General features: G+C 76.9%; 19 protein-coding genes. 8 read left to right on the top strand and 11 right to left on the bottom strand.

Going from position 1 to position 19,417, the window contains the following annotated elements; genetic code table 11:
- Positions 1-36: 36 nt before the first annotated feature.
- Genes ACI78R_RS19225 through ACI78R_RS19210 form a run of 4 tightly spaced genes read right to left on the bottom strand, consistent with a single transcriptional unit; the run spans position 37 to position 2,523 of the window.
- Positions 37-564 (bottom strand): MOSC domain-containing protein, encoded by a 528-nt coding sequence (locus ACI78R_RS19225; RefSeq protein WP_457041924.1) that lies wholly within the window; start codon positions 562-564, stop codon positions 37-39.
- Positions 561-1,223, bottom strand: coding sequence for an energy-coupling factor transporter transmembrane component T (locus ACI78R_RS19220; RefSeq protein ID WP_457041923.1), 663 nt, complete (start codon positions 1,221-1,223; stop codon positions 561-563). The genes ACI78R_RS19225 and ACI78R_RS19220 overlap by 4 nt, the downstream gene beginning before the upstream one ends.
- Positions 1,220-1,966 (bottom strand): energy-coupling factor ABC transporter ATP-binding protein, encoded by a 747-nt coding sequence (locus tag ACI78R_RS19215; RefSeq protein ID WP_217651133.1) that lies wholly within the window; start codon positions 1,964-1,966, stop codon positions 1,220-1,222. The genes ACI78R_RS19220 and ACI78R_RS19215 overlap by 4 nt, the downstream gene beginning before the upstream one ends.
- A complete protein-coding gene (locus tag ACI78R_RS19210) occupies positions 1,963-2,523 on the bottom strand; it encodes a biotin transporter BioY (RefSeq protein WP_457041922.1) in 561 nt (186 codons plus the stop codon). The genes ACI78R_RS19215 and ACI78R_RS19210 overlap by 4 nt, the downstream gene beginning before the upstream one ends.
- Positions 2,524-3,237: 714 nt before the next feature.
- On the opposite strand from ACI78R_RS19210, the gene ACI78R_RS19205 reads away from it, so the two are divergent.
- Positions 3,238-3,606 carry a hypothetical protein gene (locus tag ACI78R_RS19205; RefSeq protein ID WP_073419107.1) on the top strand — a complete coding sequence of 123 codons (369 nt, stop codon included), beginning with the start codon at positions 3,238-3,240 and terminating at the stop codon, positions 3,604-3,606.
- Positions 3,607-3,684: 78 nt separating this feature from the next.
- On the opposite strand, the gene ACI78R_RS19200 is transcribed toward ACI78R_RS19205, so the two are convergent.
- The 6 genes from ACI78R_RS19200 to ACI78R_RS19175 all read right to left on the bottom strand — a co-directional run bounded on the left by ACI78R_RS19200 (position 3,685) and on the right by ACI78R_RS19175 (position 11,907).
- A complete protein-coding gene (locus tag ACI78R_RS19200) occupies positions 3,685-5,247 on the bottom strand; it encodes an ATP-binding cassette domain-containing protein (RefSeq protein WP_457041921.1) in 1,563 nt (520 codons plus the stop codon).
- Between the two features lie 149 nt (positions 5,248-5,396).
- Positions 5,397-6,986 (bottom strand): glycoside hydrolase family 13 protein, encoded by a 1,590-nt coding sequence (locus ACI78R_RS19195; protein WP_457041920.1) that lies wholly within the window; start codon positions 6,984-6,986, stop codon positions 5,397-5,399.
- A 70-nt stretch (positions 6,987-7,056) separates the two neighbouring features.
- Positions 7,057-7,491 (bottom strand): globin, encoded by a 435-nt coding sequence (locus ACI78R_RS19190; RefSeq protein ID WP_073419110.1) that lies wholly within the window; start codon positions 7,489-7,491, stop codon positions 7,057-7,059.
- Complete coding sequence (locus ACI78R_RS19185) at positions 7,488-8,774, bottom strand: MFS transporter (RefSeq protein WP_457041919.1); 1,287 nt, start codon at positions 8,772-8,774, stop codon at positions 7,488-7,490. Before ACI78R_RS19185 ends, ACI78R_RS19190 begins: the two co-directional genes overlap by 4 nt.
- Positions 8,771-9,769 carry a mechanosensitive ion channel family protein gene (locus ACI78R_RS19180; RefSeq protein ID WP_457041918.1) on the bottom strand — a complete coding sequence of 333 codons (999 nt, stop codon included), beginning with the start codon at positions 9,767-9,769 and terminating at the stop codon, positions 8,771-8,773. Before ACI78R_RS19180 ends, ACI78R_RS19185 begins: the two co-directional genes overlap by 4 nt.
- Positions 9,770-9,801: 32 nt before the next feature.
- On the bottom strand, positions 9,802-11,907 hold the full coding sequence (locus tag ACI78R_RS19175) for a prolyl oligopeptidase family serine peptidase (RefSeq protein WP_457041917.1): 2,106 nt from the start codon (positions 11,905-11,907) through the stop codon (positions 9,802-9,804).
- Between the two features lie 213 nt (positions 11,908-12,120).
- Here ACI78R_RS19175 and ACI78R_RS19170 point away from each other — a divergent pair, with 213 nt between their 5' ends.
- The 4 genes from ACI78R_RS19170 (at position 12,121) to ACI78R_RS19155 (ending at position 15,583) form a co-directional block, all read left to right on the top strand.
- On the top strand, positions 12,121-12,648 hold the full coding sequence (locus ACI78R_RS19170) for an HNH endonuclease (protein WP_073419113.1): 528 nt from the start codon (positions 12,121-12,123) through the stop codon (positions 12,646-12,648).
- 13 nt (positions 12,649-12,661) lie between these two features.
- A complete protein-coding gene (locus ACI78R_RS19165; RefSeq protein ID WP_457041916.1) occupies positions 12,662-13,525 on the top strand; it encodes an SCO6745 family protein in 864 nt (287 codons plus the stop codon).
- A 253-nt stretch (positions 13,526-13,778) separates the two neighbouring features.
- Positions 13,779-14,933, top strand: coding sequence for a hypothetical protein (locus tag ACI78R_RS19160; protein ID WP_073419115.1), 1,155 nt, complete (start codon positions 13,779-13,781; stop codon positions 14,931-14,933).
- Positions 14,933-15,583, top strand: coding sequence for a class F sortase (locus ACI78R_RS19155; protein ID WP_457041915.1), 651 nt, complete (start codon positions 14,933-14,935; stop codon positions 15,581-15,583). Before ACI78R_RS19160 ends, ACI78R_RS19155 begins: the two co-directional genes overlap by 1 nt.
- Before the next feature lie 6 nt (positions 15,584-15,589).
- Here the strand turns inward: ACI78R_RS19155 and kynU are convergent, their stop codons facing one another.
- On the bottom strand, positions 15,590-16,846 hold the full coding sequence (kynU, locus tag ACI78R_RS19150; protein WP_457041914.1) for a kynureninase: 1,257 nt from the start codon (positions 16,844-16,846) through the stop codon (positions 15,590-15,592).
- 38 nt (positions 16,847-16,884) lie between these two features.
- Here kynU and ACI78R_RS19145 point away from each other — a divergent pair, with 38 nt between their 5' ends.
- Genes ACI78R_RS19145 through ACI78R_RS19135 form a run of 3 tightly spaced genes read left to right on the top strand, consistent with a single transcriptional unit; the run spans position 16,885 to position 19,299 of the window.
- Positions 16,885-18,318, top strand: a complete 1,434-nt coding sequence (locus ACI78R_RS19145; protein ID WP_457041913.1) for an amidase — start codon at positions 16,885-16,887, stop codon at positions 18,316-18,318.
- Between the two features lie 30 nt (positions 18,319-18,348).
- Positions 18,349-18,783 carry an aa3-type cytochrome oxidase subunit CtaJ gene (gene ctaJ / locus ACI78R_RS19140; RefSeq protein ID WP_457041912.1) on the top strand — a complete coding sequence of 145 codons (435 nt, stop codon included), beginning with the start codon at positions 18,349-18,351 and terminating at the stop codon, positions 18,781-18,783.
- Positions 18,784-18,843: 60 nt separating this feature from the next.
- Positions 18,844-19,299, top strand: coding sequence for a DUF5130 family protein (locus ACI78R_RS19135; RefSeq protein ID WP_073419120.1), 456 nt, complete (start codon positions 18,844-18,846; stop codon positions 19,297-19,299).
- Positions 19,300-19,417 lie beyond the last annotated feature (118 nt).

Below are 19,417 nucleotides of genomic sequence, written 5' to 3'. Positions count from 1 at the left end.
CCGCCGGGCGGCCGGGCGGATGACGGAGCCGACGGCTCAGCCCGCCACGAGCCGCGGCACGGGCCGGTCGGCACCGGTCGGCGCGCCGCGGCGGGCGGCCTCCTCGTCGGTCACCGGCCGGACGACGGCGCCCTCGGCGATCTCCGCGCCGGCGAACACCGCGGCGTTGATGCCGCCGCGGTGCACCATCGCCTTCACCAGCCGCGCACCGGTCAGCCGCTCCAGGTGCGCGCACGGCGGGCAGCGCTTCATGCCGAACAGCAGCGCGTCGCCCACCGCGAAGTAGCGGCCCACGAGCGCGGGCAGGTCGACGCCGGTGGTCACCAGGTTGCGGCGGGTGTCGCCCGGCGTCAGCGGCACCCCCACCTCGGCGGACACCGCCGCCACGTCGGCGCCGTCGATCAGCGTCAGCTGCTTCTCCAGGTCCGGGTACCGCGCCCAGGTGCCGCCGCCGAGCGCGTAGCGGTCGCCCTCCAGCCCCTGCCCGGCCACCAGCCGCGCGGTGGGCACCCGGCGCATCGGGGCGGCGGCCTCGGCGGTCAGCCAGATCTCGGTCACGGTCACGGGGAGGCCTCCGCAGGAGCCGGGCGCCGGCGGCGCCGGGGCGGGTCGTCGTCGGCGCCGCGGGCGTCGAGCGCCTCGCTGACGTCGTGGGCCATCTGCAGCACCTGCACCAGCAGCGGGGCGACCGTCGTCCGCAGCGCCCGCACCCCGCGGGGGGACCCGCCGCGCGCGGCCTGTGCGGCGCGGATCCGGTCGGCGCGCTCCACGAGCACGGGGATGAACCGCAGTGCCATCGCCACCACGAGCCCGATCCGCGCCGGGCGGACGCCGACCAGGCGCAGCGGGCCGCACAGCCGCTCGACCACCGCGACCATCTCGCTGACCCGCGTCGTCGCCGTCACCACCGCCGCGGCCAGCACGAGGGCGAGCAGCCGCAGCGCCACGTGCGCCCCGGTGCGCAGGTCGGTGGTCAGCGCGTGCACCACGAGCAGCGCCAGCAGCCACCAGCGCACCGCCCGCGCCTGCCGGGCCAGCACGGCCGGCGGCAGCCGCGCGACCGCCAGGCCCACCACCAGCACGCCGGCCAGCGCGGCAGCGGCGGCGGGCAGCGTCGGCAGGAGGAACAGCGCGACGGCGAGGGCCGCGAGGCACAGCAGCTTCGCCCCGGCCGGCAGCCGGTGCACGACGCTCGCCCGCGGGACGTACAGCGCGAGGGTCACCGGCCGGCCATCAGCGCGCGGTAGGCGGCGACCGCCGGGCCGGGGGAGGCGTCCTCGACCACGCGGCCGCCGTCGACCACCAGCACCCGGTCGAAGCCGTCGAGCAGGTCGAGCTGGTGGGTCACCACGACCACCTGCTGCTCCAGCCCCGCGATCAGCCCCGCCACGCGGCGCGCGTTCACCAGGTCCAGCAGCGTCGTCGGTTCGTCGAACACGATGCGGGCCGGGCGCATGACGAGCACCCCGGCGATGGCCAGCAGCTGCTTCTGCCCGCCGGAGAGCAGGTGGGCGGGGTGGTCGGCGTGCCCGGCCAGGCCGTACCGCTCGAGCACCTCCGCCACGCGCGCGGCCCGCTCGGCGGGCGGCACGCCCTGGTTCTCCAGCCCGTAGGCGACGTCCTCGGCCACCGTCGGGTGCACGATCTGCGCGTCGGGGTCCTGGAAGACGAAGCCCACCCGCCGGCGCACCGCCCGCACCTGGGTGCGGGTGTCCAGCCCGTCGACGGTGACGCTGCCGGAGGTGGGCACCACCAGCCCGTTGAGCAGCCGGGCGAACGTCGACTTGCCCGACCCGTTGGCGCCGACGACGCCCACGCGCGCCTCGGTGAGGGTCAGGTCGATGCCGTCGAGCACCACCCGCTCGCCGTACCGGTGCCCGACCCCGCGCAGCTCGATGCCGCGGCCGGGGTCGGCGACGTCGGCCGCGGCGGGCGCCCCGGCCGTCCCGGGACGGCGGAACCTCACCGGCTGCCGACGGCCCGCCGGGGACGCTCGATCACCGGGTAGCTGCGCCGCACGACGTCGGCGATGGCCGCCGCGACGAACGCCTTGAGCAGGTCGCCGGGGACGAAGGCGAGCGCGCTGGTGGCCGTGGCCCACAGCGGCGCGTCCAGGACGGCGGCGGACACCGGGATGCCGACGGCGTAGACGAGCACCATGCCGCCGAGGACGTTGACGGCCATGCCCCAGGCGACGTTGTAGCGGTCCCACAGGCGCTCGGTGAGCCAGCCGATGAGCGCCGCGGCGAACGGCCAGCTGAACAGGTAGCCCGCCGTCGGGCCGGCGAAGGGCGCGAGGCCGCCGGCGCCGCTCGAGAGCAGCGGCAGGCCGACCGCGACCAGCAGGAGGAACAGCAGCACGGCGAGGAAGCCGCGGCGGGCACCCAGGACGGCGCCGGCCAGCATCACGCCGAGGGTCTGCGCGGTGATCGGCACGGCGCCGACGGGGATGGCCGGCAGGGTGCCCAGCACCGCGATGATCGCGGCGAAGAGGGCGACGTAGGCGAGGTCCCGGGTCTTCACGGCGTCTCCTCCACAGGCGGCGGGCGGGCCCGCGAGTTCCCGGCGGAAGGTACCGGAGTGCGCCGGGGCGGCGGCCGGGCGGGCGCGTCCGCGGGCCCTCCGGACCGCCTCCGGCAGGGTCGCCGAGACCGTCGCGGTGGGTGGCGGCACGCTCACCTGCAGAGACGCCCGCCGGTTTGCCCGGCCCTCCCGGGACGTGTTGTCTGGGTGGTGCAAGGCCCTCGGCGAAGGCGGAACACAGGCATGGCAACCGGGTGGTGGGCATCGCTGTGGTCGTGGGGACGCCATGACCTGGTGGACCCCGTCGATCCCGCGGACACAGGAGGACCGGAGCGGTCGCAGGTCCCCGACCGGGACCCGCAGCCGGGGCCGGACGCGGGTCCCGCTCCGGAGGAGCGCCCGGCGGCACCACCGGCGGAGCCCCCGCCGGCAGCCCCGGCGGCCCCGGCAGCGCAGCCGGGACCCCGACCGGGCCCCCCGCCGGGACCGCCGCCCCCGGATCCCGCACCGGACCGTCCCGCCGTCGCCGTACCGGCCCAGCGTCAGGCTCCGCACCCGGCTCCGGCCGGGGCGGTGCGGAGCGGGACCGGGGCACCGCCCCGGCCCGGTCCGCAGCACCACCCCGCCGGCCCTCCCGGCCGGCCCGGGTCACACCCCGACCCGGTGCGCAGCGACCCGCTGCGTCCCCCTCCGAGAACGACAGGAGCCCCATCCGTGGCACAGCTCGACAACGTCATCGCCGACCTGCTCTCCATCGACGGCGCCAGCGGCGCGGCCATCGTCGACATCGACAGCGGCATGGCCCTCGCCTACGGCGGCACGCCCGGCTTCGACCTCAACGTCGCGGCCGCGGGCAACTCCAACGTGGTCCGCGCCAAGCTCCGCACGATCTCCGACCTGGAGCTCAAGGACGAGATCGAGGACATCCTCATCACGCTGGCCGGCCAGTACCACCTGATCAACGTGCTCAAGGGCCAGGGCAACGCCGGCCTGTTCATCTACCTGGTGCTCAACCGCGTCACCGGGAACCTGGCGCTGGCCCGGCACAAGCTGCGCGCCGTCGCGGGCGCCGTCGCCGTCTGACCCGCTCCGGCGCTCTCCCCGGACGGGGGCCGGGGAGGGCGCCGGGCAGGGACGGCCGGGGCGGGGTGACCCGGCCGCTCAGGCGGCGGTGGCGGCCTCGACGATGCGGTCGCGGACGGCGTCGACGGCGAGCTCGCTCGTGTCGATCCACCGCGCGACGCGGCCACCGGAGACGATGCCGACGCGGTCGCAGCACTCGGCCAGCTCGTCGGGGTCGACCGAGACGACGACCACCGAGGTGCCGTCCGCGGTGGCCTCGTCGAGCAGCTTGCGCACCTGCGTGCGCGCCCGGACGTCGAGGCCGCGGGTCGGCTCGTGCAGCACGACGACGTCGCGCGGCGCCGAGGACATCCACCGCGCCAGCGCCAGCTTGTGCTGGTCGCCGCCGGACAACGCCCCGAACATCGTCGTGATGCTCAGCGTCTTCACGTCGAGCTGGTGCACGGTGCGGATGACGCCGCGCAGGGTGGCGATCTCGCTGCGCACGTCGGTGAGGGCGCCCCACGCCTCCTGGCTCAGGGTGCGGGCGATCGTCTCGCCCGGGTCGACCCCGTAGGCGTCGTCGTCGGGCCGGTAGGCCGGCAGGTGCAGCGCGGCGTCGTCCTCGCCGAGGCAGCGCTCCTCGCCGTGCAGGACCAGCTCGTCGGTGATCGCCGGCAGCTCGCCGCTCAGCGCGCCCGCGATCTCGCGGACGCCGGAGGAGCGGTGGCCGGTCAGGCCGATCACCTCGCCGCGGCGCAGCACGAGGTCCACGCCCTCCACGGCGCCGGGCACCCGCAGGTTGCGCACGCGCAGCGCCACCTCGTCCGACGGCGCCAGCCGCGGGGAGGTGCGCGCCGGCACCGGCGCCGGCTCCGCTCCGGCGGGCGCCGGGACGGCGGGCTCCGGGACGGCGGCCGCCGCCGACGCCACGCGGGGCGCCGGCAGGGACACCGGCTCGCCGACGGTCTCGGCGGCCAGGCGGACCGGGTCGAGCTCGGCGGCGGGGCGGTCGAGGGCGATCCGGCCGTCGCGCAGCACGAGCACCCGGTCGACGACCTCGAGCATCTCGGGGAGCCGGTGGCTGATGTAGAGGACGCCGCGGCCCTGACGGCTGAGCCGGCCGGTGACGGCGTGCAGGCTCGACACCTCCATCGGCAGCAGCGCCGCGGACACCTCGTCGAGCACGACCATCCGGGTGTCCTCGGCGAGCACCCGGGCGGTCTCCACCAGGCCGTGCACGAAGTGCGGCAGGTCGCCGACCGGGGTGTCGGGGTCGACGTCGAGCGCCACCTCGGCGAGCAGCACCTGGGCCTGCCGGCGCAGCTCGGCCTGCGGGCGGCCGGCCTGCGGGGTGCCGCGGAAGACGGCCTGGGCGACGGTGAGCGCGGGGTCGATCCGCACCAGCTGCTGGACCACGCCGACGCCGAGGTGGCGGGCGTCGTCGGGGGACAGCGGCGCGTACGGGTGGCCCATCAGCGTCATGGAGCCGGCGTCGGCGGCGGTGATGCCCGCGAGGACGTCGCCGAGGGTGGACTTGCCGGCCCCGTTGGTGCCGACGAGCCCGACGACCTCGCCGTCGTCGACGGTGAAGGAGACGTCCCGCAGGACCCGGCGGGCCCCGAAGGACTTCCGCAGACCCTGGACCTGCAGCAGCGCCATGGCTGGGCGAGCCTCCCCCGGAGAAGGTCACCCGACCAGGGGTCGAGGACCGCGTGACAGCGTCCCCCGTGACGCTCTGTTCCGTTCCGGATGCTACCCGCGCGGGCCGGAGGCGCCTCCCGGGACGGCGAGTCCCGGGAGGCGCGCCGTCAGGCGACCAGCCAGACCGCCGCGTCGGCCGGCAGGGTGCCCCCGGCGACGTCCTCGCTGGCCAGCAGGACCCGCCCCTCGGGCAGCGGGACCGGCGCCGCCGAGAGGTTCACCAGGCACACCAGCCCGCCCGGGCGGCGGAACGCCAGGCACCGCTCGGGCGCCGGCAGCCACTCCAGCGACTCGCCGTCGAAGGCGGGGGAGGTGCGGCGCAGCGCCACCGCGGCCCGGTACAGCGAGAGCACCGAGCCGGGGTTGGCGGCCTGCGCCTCGGCGGTCAGCGGCGCCCAGCCCGCGGGCATCGGCAGCCAGGTGTCCGGCGAGGTGGAGAACCCGTAGGAGGGCGCGTCGCCGGACCACGGCACCGGGATGCGGCAGGCGTCGCGGCCGCGCTCGATGTGCCCGGACCGCTCCCAGATCGGGTCCTGCAGCGCCTCGTCGGGCAGGTCGACGTCGGGCATGCCGAGCTCGTCGCCGTTGTAGACGTAGGCGGCGCCCGGCAGCGCCAGCTGCAGCAGCGCGGCGGCCCGGGCCCGCCGGGTGCCGGTCTCCCCGCCGCCGTAGCGGGTGACGTGCCGCGGCCGGTCGTGGTTGGACAGCACCCAGCAGGCGGGCGCGGGCACCCCGGCCACCGACTCCAGCGAGTGGACGACGGCGTCGCGCAGGTCGTCGGCGTCCCAGTCGGCGGTCAGCAGCTTGAAGTTGAACGCCAGCTGCAGCTCGTCGGGGCGCAGGTAGCGGGCCAGCCGGGCGTCGTCGGACACCCAGACCTCGCCCACGGCCATCGTGCCCGGGTAGCCGTCGAGGACGGCGCGGACGCGGCGGTGCACGTCGTGCACGCCCTCCTGGTCGAAGCGCAGGTCGCCGGGGCCGTGGTCGTCGAGCAGGCCGGTGTCCTCCATCGGCTGCATGTCCGGCAGGCCCGCGGGCTTGGCCATGCCGTGCGCGACGTCGATGCGGAACCCGTCGACGCCGCGGTCCAGCCAGAACCGCATCGTCGTCTCGAGGTCGGCGACGACCTCCGGGTGCGTGAAGTCCAGGTCGGGCTGCTCCGGCGCGAAGATGTGCAGGTACCACTGGCCGTCGGGCACCCGCGACCACGCCGGCCCGCCGAAGACCGACGGCCAGTTGTTCGGGGGCTGCGACCCGTCGGGCCCGCGGCCGTCGCGGAACAGGTAGCGCGCCCGCTCCGGGGAGCCGGGGCCGGCGGCCAGCGCCGCCTGGAACCAGGCGTGCCGGTCGGAGGTGTGGTTGGGCACCAGGTCGACGGTGACGCGGATGCCGGCGGCGTGCGCCTCGGCGAGCAGCGCGTCGAACTCCGCCAGGTCGCCGAAGACGGGCTCGACGTCGCGCGGGTCGGCGACGTCGTAGCCGTGGTCGGCCATCGGCGAGGGGTAGAACGGCGTGATCCACAGCGCGTCCACGCCGAGCGCGGCCAGGTGCGGCAGGCGGGCGCGGATGCCGGCGAGGTCGCCGACGCCGTCGCCGCTGCCGTCGGCGAAGCTGCGGATGTAGACCTGGTAGAAGACCGCGTCGCGCCACCAGTCGGCGTCGGTGCGGCGGAACGGGGCGGGGGCAGGGGAGGTCACCGGGCTCCTCGGGGGTGCGGGCGCGCGCTCCTGACCGGCGTCGGTGACGGCGGGCGGCAGGGGTCGGGGCTCAGGCGGGGGAGAGGTCGCCGGGCGCGTCGTCGGGCCAGCGGTTCTGCATGCTGTGCGCCGCCATCGTCAGGTAGCCCCACAGGGCCGCGTCCTGCTCGGCGGTCAGGTCGAGGGAGTCGACGGCGTCGCGCATGTGCCGCAGCCACGCGTCGCGCTCGGCCGGGCCGATGGCGAACGGGGCGTGCCGCATGCGCAGCCGGGGGTGGCCGCGCTCCTGCGAGTACGTCGTCGGGCCGCCCCAGTACTGCTCCAGGAAGCGGCGCAGGCGGGTCTCGGCCCCCTCCCAGTCGTCCTGGGGGTACAGCGGCGCCAGCACCGGGTCGCTGCGGACACCGGCGTAGAAGCGGGCGACCAGCCGACGGAAGACCGGCTCGCCGCCGACCTCGTCGTAGAAGGTCCGCGCCGAGGGCAGGGACCGGCTCGCCTCGCTCATGACACCGATGGTCCCGCAGCGCGGTGCCGTCCCGCCACGCCGGGTCGGGTGCGGACCAGCCCGAGCAGCCCGGGGAGGACGGCGACCAGGCCCAGCCCGCCCGCGACGGCGACGACGGCGGCGGGCGGCACCCGCTCGGCCGCCAGCCCCGCACCCAGCGCGCCGAGGCCCTGCACGCCGTACAGACCGCTGACGGCGACGCCGAAGGCCCGGCCGCGGAACGCCGCCGGCACGGCCTGCACGAAGGCGACGTTGAGCGGGATGAGCCAGCTGCAGCCGAGCCCGCCGACGAACAGCAGGACGACGACCGTGACGAACGCCGCACGCCCGGGGCCGGCCACGAGCGCGACCAGCCCGGCCAGGAGCACCGGCACCAGCGACGCGACGACGAGCCCCGGGACCATCCGCCCGGCCCGCTCCGTGCCGAGGAACCGGGCCACCACCAGCCCGCCGACGGTCTGCCCGAGCGGGTTGGCGGCGAGCAGGACGCCGAGCTGCAGCGCGGCGCCGCCCAGGTCGTCGGTGAGCGGCGCGGCGATGCCCTCGGCCACGTTGGTGAACAGCACGCCGGGCCACAGCAGCGCGATGATCGCCGTCAGGCGCGGGATCCCGCGGATCAGCCGCAGGCCCTCGGCGGTCTCCCGCCACACCGACGCCGGCTCGTCCGACGGCGCGGCCGGCGCCGGCCGCCGCTGCAGGCCGGCGGAGAGCCACACCGCCGAGACGGCGAAGGTGGCGGCGTCCAGCAGCAGCACCGCCGACGGGTCGAGCAGGCCCACGAGGGCGCCCGCACCGACGAAGCCGATGACCTGGGCGAGCTGGGAGCTGGTGTTGGTCAGCGAGGAGGCGACGGCGTAGCGCTCGCCGTCGAGGACGTCGGCCATCAGCGCCGACCGCGCCGACTCGAACGGCGGCGCGCACAGCGAGACGGCGAGCAGCAGCGACAGCAGGGCCCACAGCGGGAGGCCGGGGAGGGCCATGAGCGCGACGAGCACGGCCCGGACGACGTCGCTGACGATCAGCACGCGGTGCCGGGGGAAGCGGTCGGCGATGGTGGCCAGCACCGGGCCGCCGACCACCCAGGGCAGGAAGCTCAGCCCGAAGGTGACCGCCGCGAGCAGCGGGGAGTCGGTGCGCTGGTAGACGAGGACGGTCAGCGCCACCCGGGCGAGCTCGTCGCCGATCGTCGACAGGGTGTAGGTGCCGAACAGCGGCCGGAACTCCGGGACGGCGAAGACCGCGCGGAAGGAGGGCCGCTCGCCTCCGCCGGCCTCCCCGGTCACGGGACGCCCGTCCCGGTCGCGGTGCTCGCCCCGAGCAGCGGGGGAGGCGTGCGGATGCCCTCGGTGGCGAACCGCTCCTGCAGCCGCATCCGCAGCTCGCGGGCGACCCGCCACTGGTCGGCGCTGGTGGAGCGGACCTGCAGCCGCATCGTCACGCCGGCAGCGGTGATCTGCTCGGCGCCCAGCGACTCCGGCTCGGCCAGCAGCACCGCCGACCACTCCTCCTCGACGTACATCGCGTCGGCGACCTCCTGCATCACCGAGCGGCAGCGCTCGAGGTCGGTGTCGTGCGCGACGGGCATGTCGATGACCACCTGCGCGAAGCCCTGGCTCTTGTTGCCGACCCGCAGGACCTCGCCGTTGCGGGCGTACCAGACGACGCCGTTGACGTCGCGCAGCCGGGTGATCCGCAGGCCCACGGCCTCGACCGTGCCGCTGGCCTCGCCGAGGTCGACGACGTCGCCGACGCCGTACTGGTCCTCGAGGATGATCCCGATCCCGGCGATGAAGTCCTTGACCAGGTTCTGCGCGCCGAAGCCGAGCGCGACGCCCACGACGCCGGCGCTGGCCACGATCGGCGCGAGGTCGAGGCCGAGCTCACCGAGCACCAGCACGACGGCGATGCCCATGACCACGAACGACGCGACGCTGCGCAGCACCGAGCCGATCGCCTCCGCGCGCTGCGTGCGGCGGGCGGCGACCTGCTCGATGACCTGCCCGGCGGCGCCCCGGTTGCGCAGCGGGCGCAGCAGGGTGGGCACCCCGCCGGTGGCGGTGCGGTCGGTGAGCCGCCGGATGGCGCGGTGGAGCATGAACCGGGCGACGAAGGCGACGACGAGGACCAGCAGGATCCGCGCCGGCTTCGCGATCAGCGCCTCGGCGTTGTTCGCCAGCCAGTCGATCCCGGACAGGTCGTAGACCTTCGCGCACAGCGTCGTCGGGTCCGAGACGCACTCGGGCATCGAGTCGGCCAGCCCCGAGTCGGCGGCCGTCACGGAGGGTAGGGCAGTCATCACCGCCCATCGTGTCAGGTCGCGGCGCCGTCCCCGCCACCCGCCGCGCCCCACCCGGACAGCCCGGTGGCCGCCGCGAGGAACGCCAGCTGGTCGGCCGCGAGACCCACCGTGCGGCTCACCGCCCGGGCGCCGTGGCCCACCGACGTCTCCCGCCGCAGCAGCACCGGCGCCTCGCCGCTCGTCGCGGCCTGCAGCGCCGCGGCGAGCTTGCGCGCGTGCAGCGGGTCGACCCGGGTGTCGGACTCGAACGTCGTGAACAGCGTCGCCGGGTAGACGGTGCCCTCGCGGACCGCGTGGTACGGCGAGTAGCCCAGCAGCCAGCCGAGCTCCTCGGGGTCCTCGGCGGTGCCGTACTCGTCGTTCCAGGTGCGCCCGAGGCCGAAGCGCTCGTACCGGACCATGTCCAGCAGCGGCGCGCTGCACACGACGCCGGCGGCGAGGTCGGGGCGCTGGGTGAGCGTCGCGCCGACGAGCAGCCCGCCGTTCGAGCCGCCCATCACCGCGAGCTGCGCGTGCGTCGTCCAGCCCTGCGCGACCAGGTGCTCGCCGGCCGCGGCGAAGTCGTCGAACACGTTCTGCTTGCGCTCGCGCATGCCGGCGCGGTGCCACTCCTCGCCGTGCTCGGAGCCGCCGCGCAGGTTGGCCACCGCCCACACCCCGCCTGCGGCGACCCAGGCCAGCGCCTGCGCCGACCAGGCGGGGGTGAGCGCGACGTTGAAGCCGCCGTAGCCGTAGAGCACGGCCGGGCGCGGGGTGTCGGGCGCGCCGCCGGCCGAGAGGACGAACAGGTGCACCGGCGTCCCGTCCCGCGAGGTCGCGTGCGTCTCGACGACGGTCACGTCCGGCACCTCGCCGGCCACGGGGGCGCGCTCGTCCTCGACCAGTGCGGTGGGCTCGGCGGCGTCCCAGCGCAGCACCGACGGCGGGGTCGCGTGGTCGGTCCAGCCCACCCACGCCGTCGTGCCGCCCTCCGGGGGCGCGCTCACGCCGGAGACGCTGCCGGCGCCGAGGCCGGTCACCCCGGCCAGGCGGCCGGAGCCGTCCCCGGCCCAGACCGACAGCCGGTCGGTGGCGTCGACCGAGTGGACGGCGAGCACCTGCAGCGACCCGTCCGCGCCGTCGACCAGCGCGACGTCGGAGAGCACGCCGTCCTCCGCCTCCGGGACGACGTCGGCCCACGCGCCGACCGGCCAGGTCGCCTCGTCGGCCGGGTCGGCGACGGCGAGCCGCCAGCGCGGGGTGCCGCGGTCGCTCAGCAGCCAGAGCCGGCCGTCGCGGGCCACCCAGGCGGCGGTCTGCGCGTCGACGCCGACCTGCAGCTCGCGGAGCTCCCCGGTCCCGCCCAGGTCGGCGAGCCACACGTCGTCGCGCGGGGCGGTGCCGGCCGAGGCGGAGACGACCAGCCAGCGGCCGTCGCGGCTGACCCGCACGCCGTAGTAGTTCGTGGGGTCGAGCCCCTCCCCGTGCACGAGGACGTCGCCGTCGGGGTCCGCGCCGACGCGGTGGCGCCACACCCGGCGGTGGAACTGCTCCTCGCCGGCGGGTACCTGTCCCGGCGCCAGCCGGCGGACGTACAACAGCTCCTCGCCGTCGGGCAGCCAGGCGACGGGGGAGTAGCGGCAGCGGTCGACCGGCCCGTCGAGCTGCTCGCCGGTGGCAACGTCGAGGACGTACAGCCGCGACTCCTCGTCGCCGCCGGTGGACAGCTGGTAGGCCAGCCGGTCGCCCTCCCACGACGGCGACCAGGCGTCGAGCGTCGTCGTGCCGGAGGGGTCGACCGCCACCGGGTCGACCAGGACGCGCACGGTGCCGTCGGCCTCGCGGACCCGCAGGACGGCGTGCTCCTGGCCGGGGTCGCGGCGGGTGGAGAAGGCGCGGCCGCCGCGGTGCACCGGGACGCCCACGGCGCCGGCGTGCACGAGCCGCTCGAGCCGGGCGGCGAACCCCGGCCGCAGCGGCAGGGCGCCGAGGACGCCGGCGGTCAGCGCGTCCTGCGCCTCCGTCCAGGCCCGCGTCCGCGGGTCGGCCGGGTCCTCGAGCCAGCGGTAGGGGTCGGCCACGCGGTGGCCGTGCAGGTCCTCGACGAGGTCGAGCCGTTCGGCGTCGGGGTAGCGCACCGCCCGACCGTAACCGGGCGGGCGGGAGGTGCCCCGGACTTCCCCCGCGCGCCGTTCCCGCTCGTCAGGGCAGGATGGGCACAATCCCGCGGGCCGCCCCGGTACGGCGGTCCGGGGTGTCGGAGGTGCTCCGTGTCGCGTTCCGCGTCCGGGTCGTCGCCGGTGGGCCACCCAGGTCCGCGACGCGACCCCGTCCCCGTCCCCCGGCTGCCCGTGCCCTCGTCCGGCACGACGGCCGCCACGTTGCTGCTCAACGCCACCTACGAGCCGCTGTGCGTGGTCTCCAGCCGCCGCGCGATCGTGCTCGTGCTCGCGGAGAAGGCGGTGCCGGTCGACGCCGCCGCCGAGGTGGTCCACGCCGAGCGGGTGAGCCTGCCGGTGCCCGTCGTCGTCCGGCTGACCCGCTACGTCCGGGTGCCCTACCCGGCGCAGGTGCCGCTGTCCCGCCGGGCGGTGTTCACCCGCGACGGGCAGACCTGCGTCTACTGCGGGAGCTCGGCCACCAGCATCGACCACGTCGTCCCGCGCAGCCGCGGCGGCACCCACACCTGGGACAACGTCGTGGCGGCCTGCCGGAAGTGCAACCACACCAAGGCCGACCGGTCGCTGGCCGAGCTCGGCTGGAAGCTGCCACACCCACCGCGGACGCCGAGCGGGGCGGCCTGGCGGCTGCTCGGCGCCCGCACGGTCGACCCGCGCTGGCGCGAGTGGCTCGGCGTGCCCGAGAGCGTCAGCGCGTGAGCGGGGGCCCCGCGTGACATCCGCGGGCACCGCCCGGCGGCTGTGGGCGCTGGCCGAGCCGTTCCACGCGCTGACCTACTTCGCCGAGGAGGCGCGGGCGGCCGGTGAGGCGGCCGGCACCACCGGCTTCTGGTCCACCTACTTCGCGCTGCGGGCGGCACCCCTGGGCCCGGTCGGCCCGGAGGTGGTGACGGCGGTCTTCTACAACTTCGCGCCGTCCTTCGTGGCCCGGCGGGTGCCGGCCGTGTGGGAGGCGGTGTCCCCGGCCGCGGCGCTCGACGCGCGGCTGGCCGGGGTCGACGCTGTCGTGCGCCGGGTGCTGGGGGAGTGGGCGGCGTCCCCGGAGGCGGCGGAGGCGGCCGCGCTGGCGTCCACCGCCGCGGCGGCCGTCGACCTGCCCGGCCGGCCGCTGGCGGCGGCCAACGCGGGGCTGCCCGCGCCCGACGAACCGCACCTGGCGCTGTGGCAGGCGCTGACCACCCTGCGCGAGCACCGCGGCGACGGGCACACCGCGGCGCTGCTCGGGCGCGAGGTCTCCGGCGCCGGGGCCCACGTGCTCGTCGCGGCCGCCGGCCGGGTCGACCGCGAGTGGCTGCAGCGCGCCCGCGGCTGGGACGACGACGCGTGGACCGCCGCGGCCGACGAGCTCCGGACCCGCGGCTGGCTCGACGGCGACGAGCTGTCGGCCGAGGGCCTGGCGATGACCACCGCCATCGAGGCCGACACCGACCGGCTGGCCCTCGGGCCGTGGCGCGCGCTGGGCGACCCGGGCTGCGACCGGCTGGGCGAGCTGCTCGTGCCGGTGCGCCGCGCCGTCGTCACCGCCGGCCTGTTCCCCGACCGCAACCCGATCGGCGTCGCCCCCGACGAGACCTGAGGGCCGGCAGCGCACCGTCAGTTGCCGACGTCCCTCGGCGGCGCCCTTCGGCAACTCGCGCCCTTCCGCGGCGCCGCCCGGGCCTCCCGGACGGCAGATCGTGTCGAGGCCTGCGGCACCCGATCGCACCATCCGCCCGTCCCGTCCCACCCGTCCCACAGTGCATGTCCTCCACCCAGCGAGACCGCCCGGTGACGCTACGTTCCGCGGCAATCGGCGCCGACCGGGCGCTGCGGTCGACAGAGGTGTCCCCGTGACCAGCTCCACCCCCGTGCGCCGGCAGGTCCAGCGCTTCGGCCTCGCCGGCATCGGCTCGGCCGTGCTCTTCGTCTCCATCGCCGGTCCCGCCGCCGCGGCGACCGACGTCGTCATCCCGCTGCAGCCCTCCGAGGTCGTGCTGAGCGCCCTCCCGGTCGAGAACTTCGGCGGCGCCATGGACCCCATGACCATGGGCGACCCCAGCGCCGGTGGCGTCTTCACGCCCGTCGAGGTGCAGTACTCCGGCACCCTCGAGGTCGAGGTGCCCGTCGAGCTCGACGACACCGCCGCCGAGGTCGAGCTGTCCTTCGACGACGACGGCGACGGCAGCTACGACGTCACCTACTCCTCGGCCCTCGCGCCCCTCGACCCGCTGTACCTCGCGGTCAGCGGCCAGGGCACCGGGACGCTGACGGTCACGCTCCCCGCCGACGACGGTGCCGGCGTCGACGACGCGACGCTGTTCGTCGAGCCCCTCACCGACACCCTCGGCACGGCGCTGACCTACTACGACCCGGTCGGCTACGAGCTGACCTTCGACGCCGCGGCGCCCGCCTCGGTGACGGTCACCCCCGAGCTGCTCGCCTTCTCGCAGGTGCCCTGTGACGTGACCTCCGGCGTCCGGTGCCCCTTCCCGACCCCGGTGACGGCCGGCTCGACCGTGACGCTCGACCTCACCGCCGCCTCGCCGCTGCGCGAGCTGGGGCTTCCCGACCTCACCGGCGTCGAGGTCGGCCTGGTGAACCTGGACGCGAACGGTGACCCGACCGGCGCCGCCGCGCCGCTCGCCACGCAGGTCGCCGGGTCGCGCGCGACCTTCGTGCTGCCGGCCGGCACGGCCGCCGGCCAGTACGGCGTGGTCGTCGCCCAGCAGGCGCCGTCCGGCGCCGTCTCGGTGGTCCTCGTCGAGGTCACCGTCGTCGCCGCGGACACCCCGGCCGTCGTGCCGCCGGCCGCGCCGACCACCCAGGCCGTCACCGGGAACGCGGGCCTCCGCTCCAACACCGGCGTGACCGCCCCGGCGGCCGAGGGCGCGACCGGCTTCGCCGCCGCGGGTGCGGGCCTGCTGGTCCTCGCCGGCGCCGGTGGCCTCGCCCTCGCCCGCACCCGCCGCCGCCCCGCGGTGGAGGACGGCACGGACCAGGCCTGATGCGACCGGGGCGGCGCACCGCCGCGATCACGGCGGTCGCCGCCCTGGGCGTCGCCGGCAGCGCACTGCTCGCCGTCGGCGTCGCCCCCGACGGGCGGTCCGCCGCGGCCACCGGGTCCCTCGACCCGGTGGCCGCGGCCCCCGCGGGGGAGCCCGCCCAGCCGACCCTCCCCCCCGAGGGGACGGTCCTCCCGACGCCGGCGTCGGACGTCCACGTCGCGGTGCCGGCGCTGGGTCTCGACCTGCCGGTCCTGCCGCTCACCCCGAGCGGCGGGGTCATCAACCCGCCGCTGCTCACCGCGGCCTACTGGATCGACTCCTACGGCGACCCGGTCGGCGACGCCGCGCAGGCCGACAACACCGTGTACATCGCCGCCCACGCCACCGGCACCGGCGAGTACGGCTTCGACGCCCTGGTCGACGCCGAGGCCGACGACGAGGGCCTACGCGCCGGCGACGTCGTCGAGGTCAGCACGCCCGAGGGCACGGTCGACTACACCGTCGAGCGCACCCAGCGCTACGACAAGGACGAGCTCGCCGGCGCCGCCGACATCTGGGCGGCGGTCCCGGGCCGGCTCGTCCTCATCACCTGCTTCCAGCGCGCCGGCCAGGCCTCGACCGAGAACCTCGTCGTCGTCGCGCACGCCTGACCGGGCTCAGGTGACGCGGGACCGCTCCTCGGGGTAGCCCTCCCAGGAGCGGCCCTCGAGCACGCCGCGGAACACGTCGAGGGCGTCCCACACGTCCACGAAGCGCGTGTAGAGCGGTGCCGGGCCCAGCCGCACCCGGTCGGGCGTGCGGAAGTCGGGCACCACGCCGCGGTCGACCAGCGCCTGGGTCAACTGCCAGGCGTGCGGGTGCGCCAGCGTCACGTGCGCGCCGCGGCGGGCGGGGTCGCGCGGGCTGGCCAGGGCCACCCCGTGCGGGGCGAGCCAGGCGTCGGCGAGGTCGACCAGCAGCCCGGTCAGCGCGCGCCCCTTGGCCGCCAGCCGGCCGATGCCCGCCTCGGCCACCAGCCGCACCCCCACCTCCACCGCCGCCGCGGCCAGCACCGGCGGCGTGCCCACCGCGAACCGGTCGATCCCCGGCACCGGGTCGTAGGCCGGACCCATGGCGAACTGGTCGCGCTGCCCGAACCAGCCCCAGATCGGCTGCCGCAGTTCCTCCTGCAGCTCCCGCCGCACGTACAGGAACGCCGGCGCCCCCGGCCCGCCGTTGAGGTACTTGTACGTGCAGCCGACGGCGAGGTCGGCGCCGGCGGCCGCGAGGTCGAGCTCCACCGCCCCGGCCGCGTGCGACAGGTCCCAGACCACCAGGGCGCCGGCCTCCCGCGCGGCCGCCGTCACTGCCGCGACGTCGACCAGCGCGCCCGAGCGGTAGGCCACCGCCGACAGCACGACGGCGGCGACCCGCCCGTCCAGCGCCCCGGCCAGCACCGCCGGGTCGAGGCCCTCGTCGACGTCGGCGGGCACCTCCCGCACGGTCATCCCGCGGGCGGCGGCCACCCCGGCCACGACGTAGCGGTCGGTCGGGAAGTCGTCGGCGCAGCAGACGAGGACGTCGCGGCCCGGCCGGGCGTCGGCGGCGGCCACCAGCAGCTTGTAGAGGTCGACCGAGGTGGAGTCCGCCAGCAGCACCTCGCCGGGCCGGGCGCCCAGCACGCCGGTGCCGACCAGGTCGCCCACCCGCGTGCCGACGTCGATCCACGACGCCCACGAGCCGACGAGGCCCCGGCCCCACTCCTGCTCGGCCACCCGGGCCAGGGCGGCGGGGGTCTCGCGCGGCATCCGGCCGAGCGAGTTGCCGTCGAGGTAGCGCAGGCCGTCGTCGCCCGCCCCGGTGAAGCGGGCGCGGAAGCCGGCGAGGGGGTCGGCGTCGTCGAGCGCCTGGGCCGCGGCGCGGGTCGGGTCCACGGCGCCGGTTCTACATGCCGGGGCTAGCGTCGCCGTCCGTGACGCAGCTGCACGACCTCACCGCGCTCGAGCAGGCGGCCGCCGTCCGCGCCGGGGAGGTCTCCCCGACCGAGCTCGTGCGGCACGCCCTGGACCGGGTCGCGGCCCTCGACGCCGGGCTCGGCGCGTTCGTCACCGTCACCCCCGAGCGGGCGCTGGCCGCGGCCGCCGCCGCGGAGGCGCGGGTGCGGGCCGGGGGCGAGCTGCCGCCCCTGCTCGGCGTGCCGACGGCCATCAAGGACCTCAACAACACCGCGGGCGTGCGCACCACCTTCGGCTGTCCGGTCTTCGCCGACTTCGTGCCCACCACCGACGACGCCGTCGTCGCAAAGCTCGCCGCCGCCGGGACGATCAGCCTCGGCAAGACCAACACCCCCGAGTTCGGCTTCCCCTGCTACACCGACAACGACCTCGTCGGCCCGGCCCGCAGCCCCTGGGACCCGCAGCGGCTGGCCGGCGGCTCCAGCGGCGGCGCGGCGGTGGCGGTGGCCGCCGGGATGGTGCCCTTCGCGCAGGGCAGCGACGGCGGGGGCTCCATCCGCATCCCGGCGAGCGTCAACGGGCTGTTCGGCATCAAGCCCACCCGCGGCCGGGTGAGCAACGCGCCGTTCGGCAGCGACGTGACGGGCCTCGGCACCAACGGGCCGCTGGCCCGCACCGTCCGCGACGCCGCAGCCATGCTCGACGCGATGGCCGGCCCCGTCACCGGGGACGCCGCGTGGGCGCCGCCGCTGCCGCCGGGGGAGACCTTCCTGGCCGCCGCCGACCGCCCGGTCGGCCGGCTGCGGATCGGGCGGGCGCTGGAGTCGCCGATGCCCGGCGCCGTCCTGCAGCCGGAGGTGACCGCGGCCCTCGACGACGCCGCCGCCCTGCTGGAGTCGCTCGGGCACGAGGTGGCCGACGTCCCCGGTGGGCTGCTCACCCCCGACGTGCTGGCCGCCTTCGAGCGGGTGTGGTCGCTGTCGGGGACGCTGCTGCCCGTCCCGCCCGAGCGGGTGGGGGAGCTGCGGCCGCTCACCCGCGAGCTGCGCGGCCGCGGCCTGGCGCTGTCGGCCCAGGCGGCGATGGAGGCGCTCACCGCGCTGCGGCTGTTCTCCCGCCGCTACGTCGAGGCCACCGACGCGTTCGACGTCCTGCTCTCGCCCGTGACGACGATGACGCCGCGGCCGCTGGGCTGGTTCGACGCCGACGGCGACGGAGCGGCCGACTTCGAGCGGCAGAAGGCCTACGCCGCCTTCACCGCGCTGTACAACGTCACCGGGCAGCCCGCCGTCAGCGTGCCGCTGCACTGGACCGGCGACGGCCTGCCGGTGGGCACGATGCTGGTGGGGCGCCCCGCGGACGAGGTCACGCTCGTCGCGCTCGCCGCGCAGCTGGAGCAGGCCCGCCCGTGGGCGCACCGGCACCCGCCGGGCTGGCATGCCGACGCATAGCTGATCTCCCCGGACGGTAGATTCCGGGGCGTGACCGTCGTCGAGACCCTGCTCGTCTTCCTCGTCGCGCCGCTGGCCGTCTACCTCCTCCTGTGGGCCCTCACCTACCTGCCCGGCGGCCGCAAGCGCCAGGGCGTGCGGTACCGGCCCGGCCAGGCGTGGGACCACGAGCCGGTCTGGTACGAGCCGCAGCCCACGGGCGCCCCGACCCACGCGGCCGGTGAGGGCGACACCCAGGCCGTCGGCTCCTCGCTCTACGGCGAGCCCGCGGCGATCGGCTCCGGCGACGGCCACGGCGGTGCGCACGGTGGCGGGCACGGTGGCGGGCACGGCTCGAGCGCCGTGGGCTCGCACGTCATCGCCGGCGGCGCGGGCGGTGCCTCGCACGGTGCCACCGCCGTCTCGGCCGGCGCGCCGGCCCCCGCGGCGGGCGGCCCGCTCGGCGGCGCCCGCGGCACCTGGTGACCCGAGGACCCGTGACCCGGTGACCCCGACCTCCCCGACGACACTCCCCGGAGACCCGCGATGACCCGCGTGCTGGATGCCGACGCCCACGACACCGGAACGGTCGACACCGCGCCGAACCGGGCCGACGAGGGCTACGACAACGTCTTCAGCTACCGCGAGCTGGCCCGCCTCGACGAGGCGCTGACCATGTCCTCGCGCGAGACCGGCCTGCGCTTCACGCTCTGGATCGGCGACCTCGGCCCGAAGACCCGCATCCGCGCCGAGGAGCTGCACGCCCGCGGCGGCCACCCGGCCGACTCGGTGCTGCTGGCCGTCTCGCCGGGCCAGCGGGTGATCGAGGTGGTCACCGGCGCCTCCGCCGCCCGCCGGCTGCCCGACCGCGCGTGCGCCCTGGCCGTGCTGTCGATGACGAACTCCTTCGCCGCCGGCGACCTGGTGGGCGGCATCGTCAACGGCCTGCGCCAGCTGTCCGACCAGGCCGGGCACCCGCGGAGCTCCCGCGCCGCCCACTGAGCGACCCGCGCGCCCCGGGCGCACGGCCCCTCCACGACCGAGGCCCCGGCCCCCGCGGGGTGCGGTGCGGCGGGGGTGGCAGCCGGGGTGACTGGGGGCGGGGGACCCTCGCGGGCGC

Source organism: Geodermatophilus sp. SYSU D01106, from assembly GCF_054049995.1.
The sequence above is the reverse complement of the archived record's forward strand: the minus strand, read 5'-3'. Positions and strand labels throughout refer to the sequence as shown.

Bases quoted from the DNA above. Each gene is read 5' to 3' on its own strand.
- ACI78R_RS19135 (WP_073419120.1), top strand. From the start codon at position 18,844: ATGACCCGCGTGCTGGATGCCGACGCCCACGACACCGGAACGGTCGAC.
- ACI78R_RS19190 (WP_073419110.1), bottom strand. From the start codon at position 7,491: ATGAGCGAGGCGAGCCGGTCCCTGCCCTCGGCGCGGACCTTCTACGAC.
- ACI78R_RS19200 (WP_457041921.1), bottom strand. From the start codon at position 5,247: ATGGCGCTGCTGCAGGTCCAGGGTCTGCGGAAGTCCTTCGGGGCCCGC.
- ACI78R_RS19155 (WP_457041915.1), top strand. From the start codon at position 14,933: ATGCGACCGGGGCGGCGCACCGCCGCGATCACGGCGGTCGCCGCCCTG.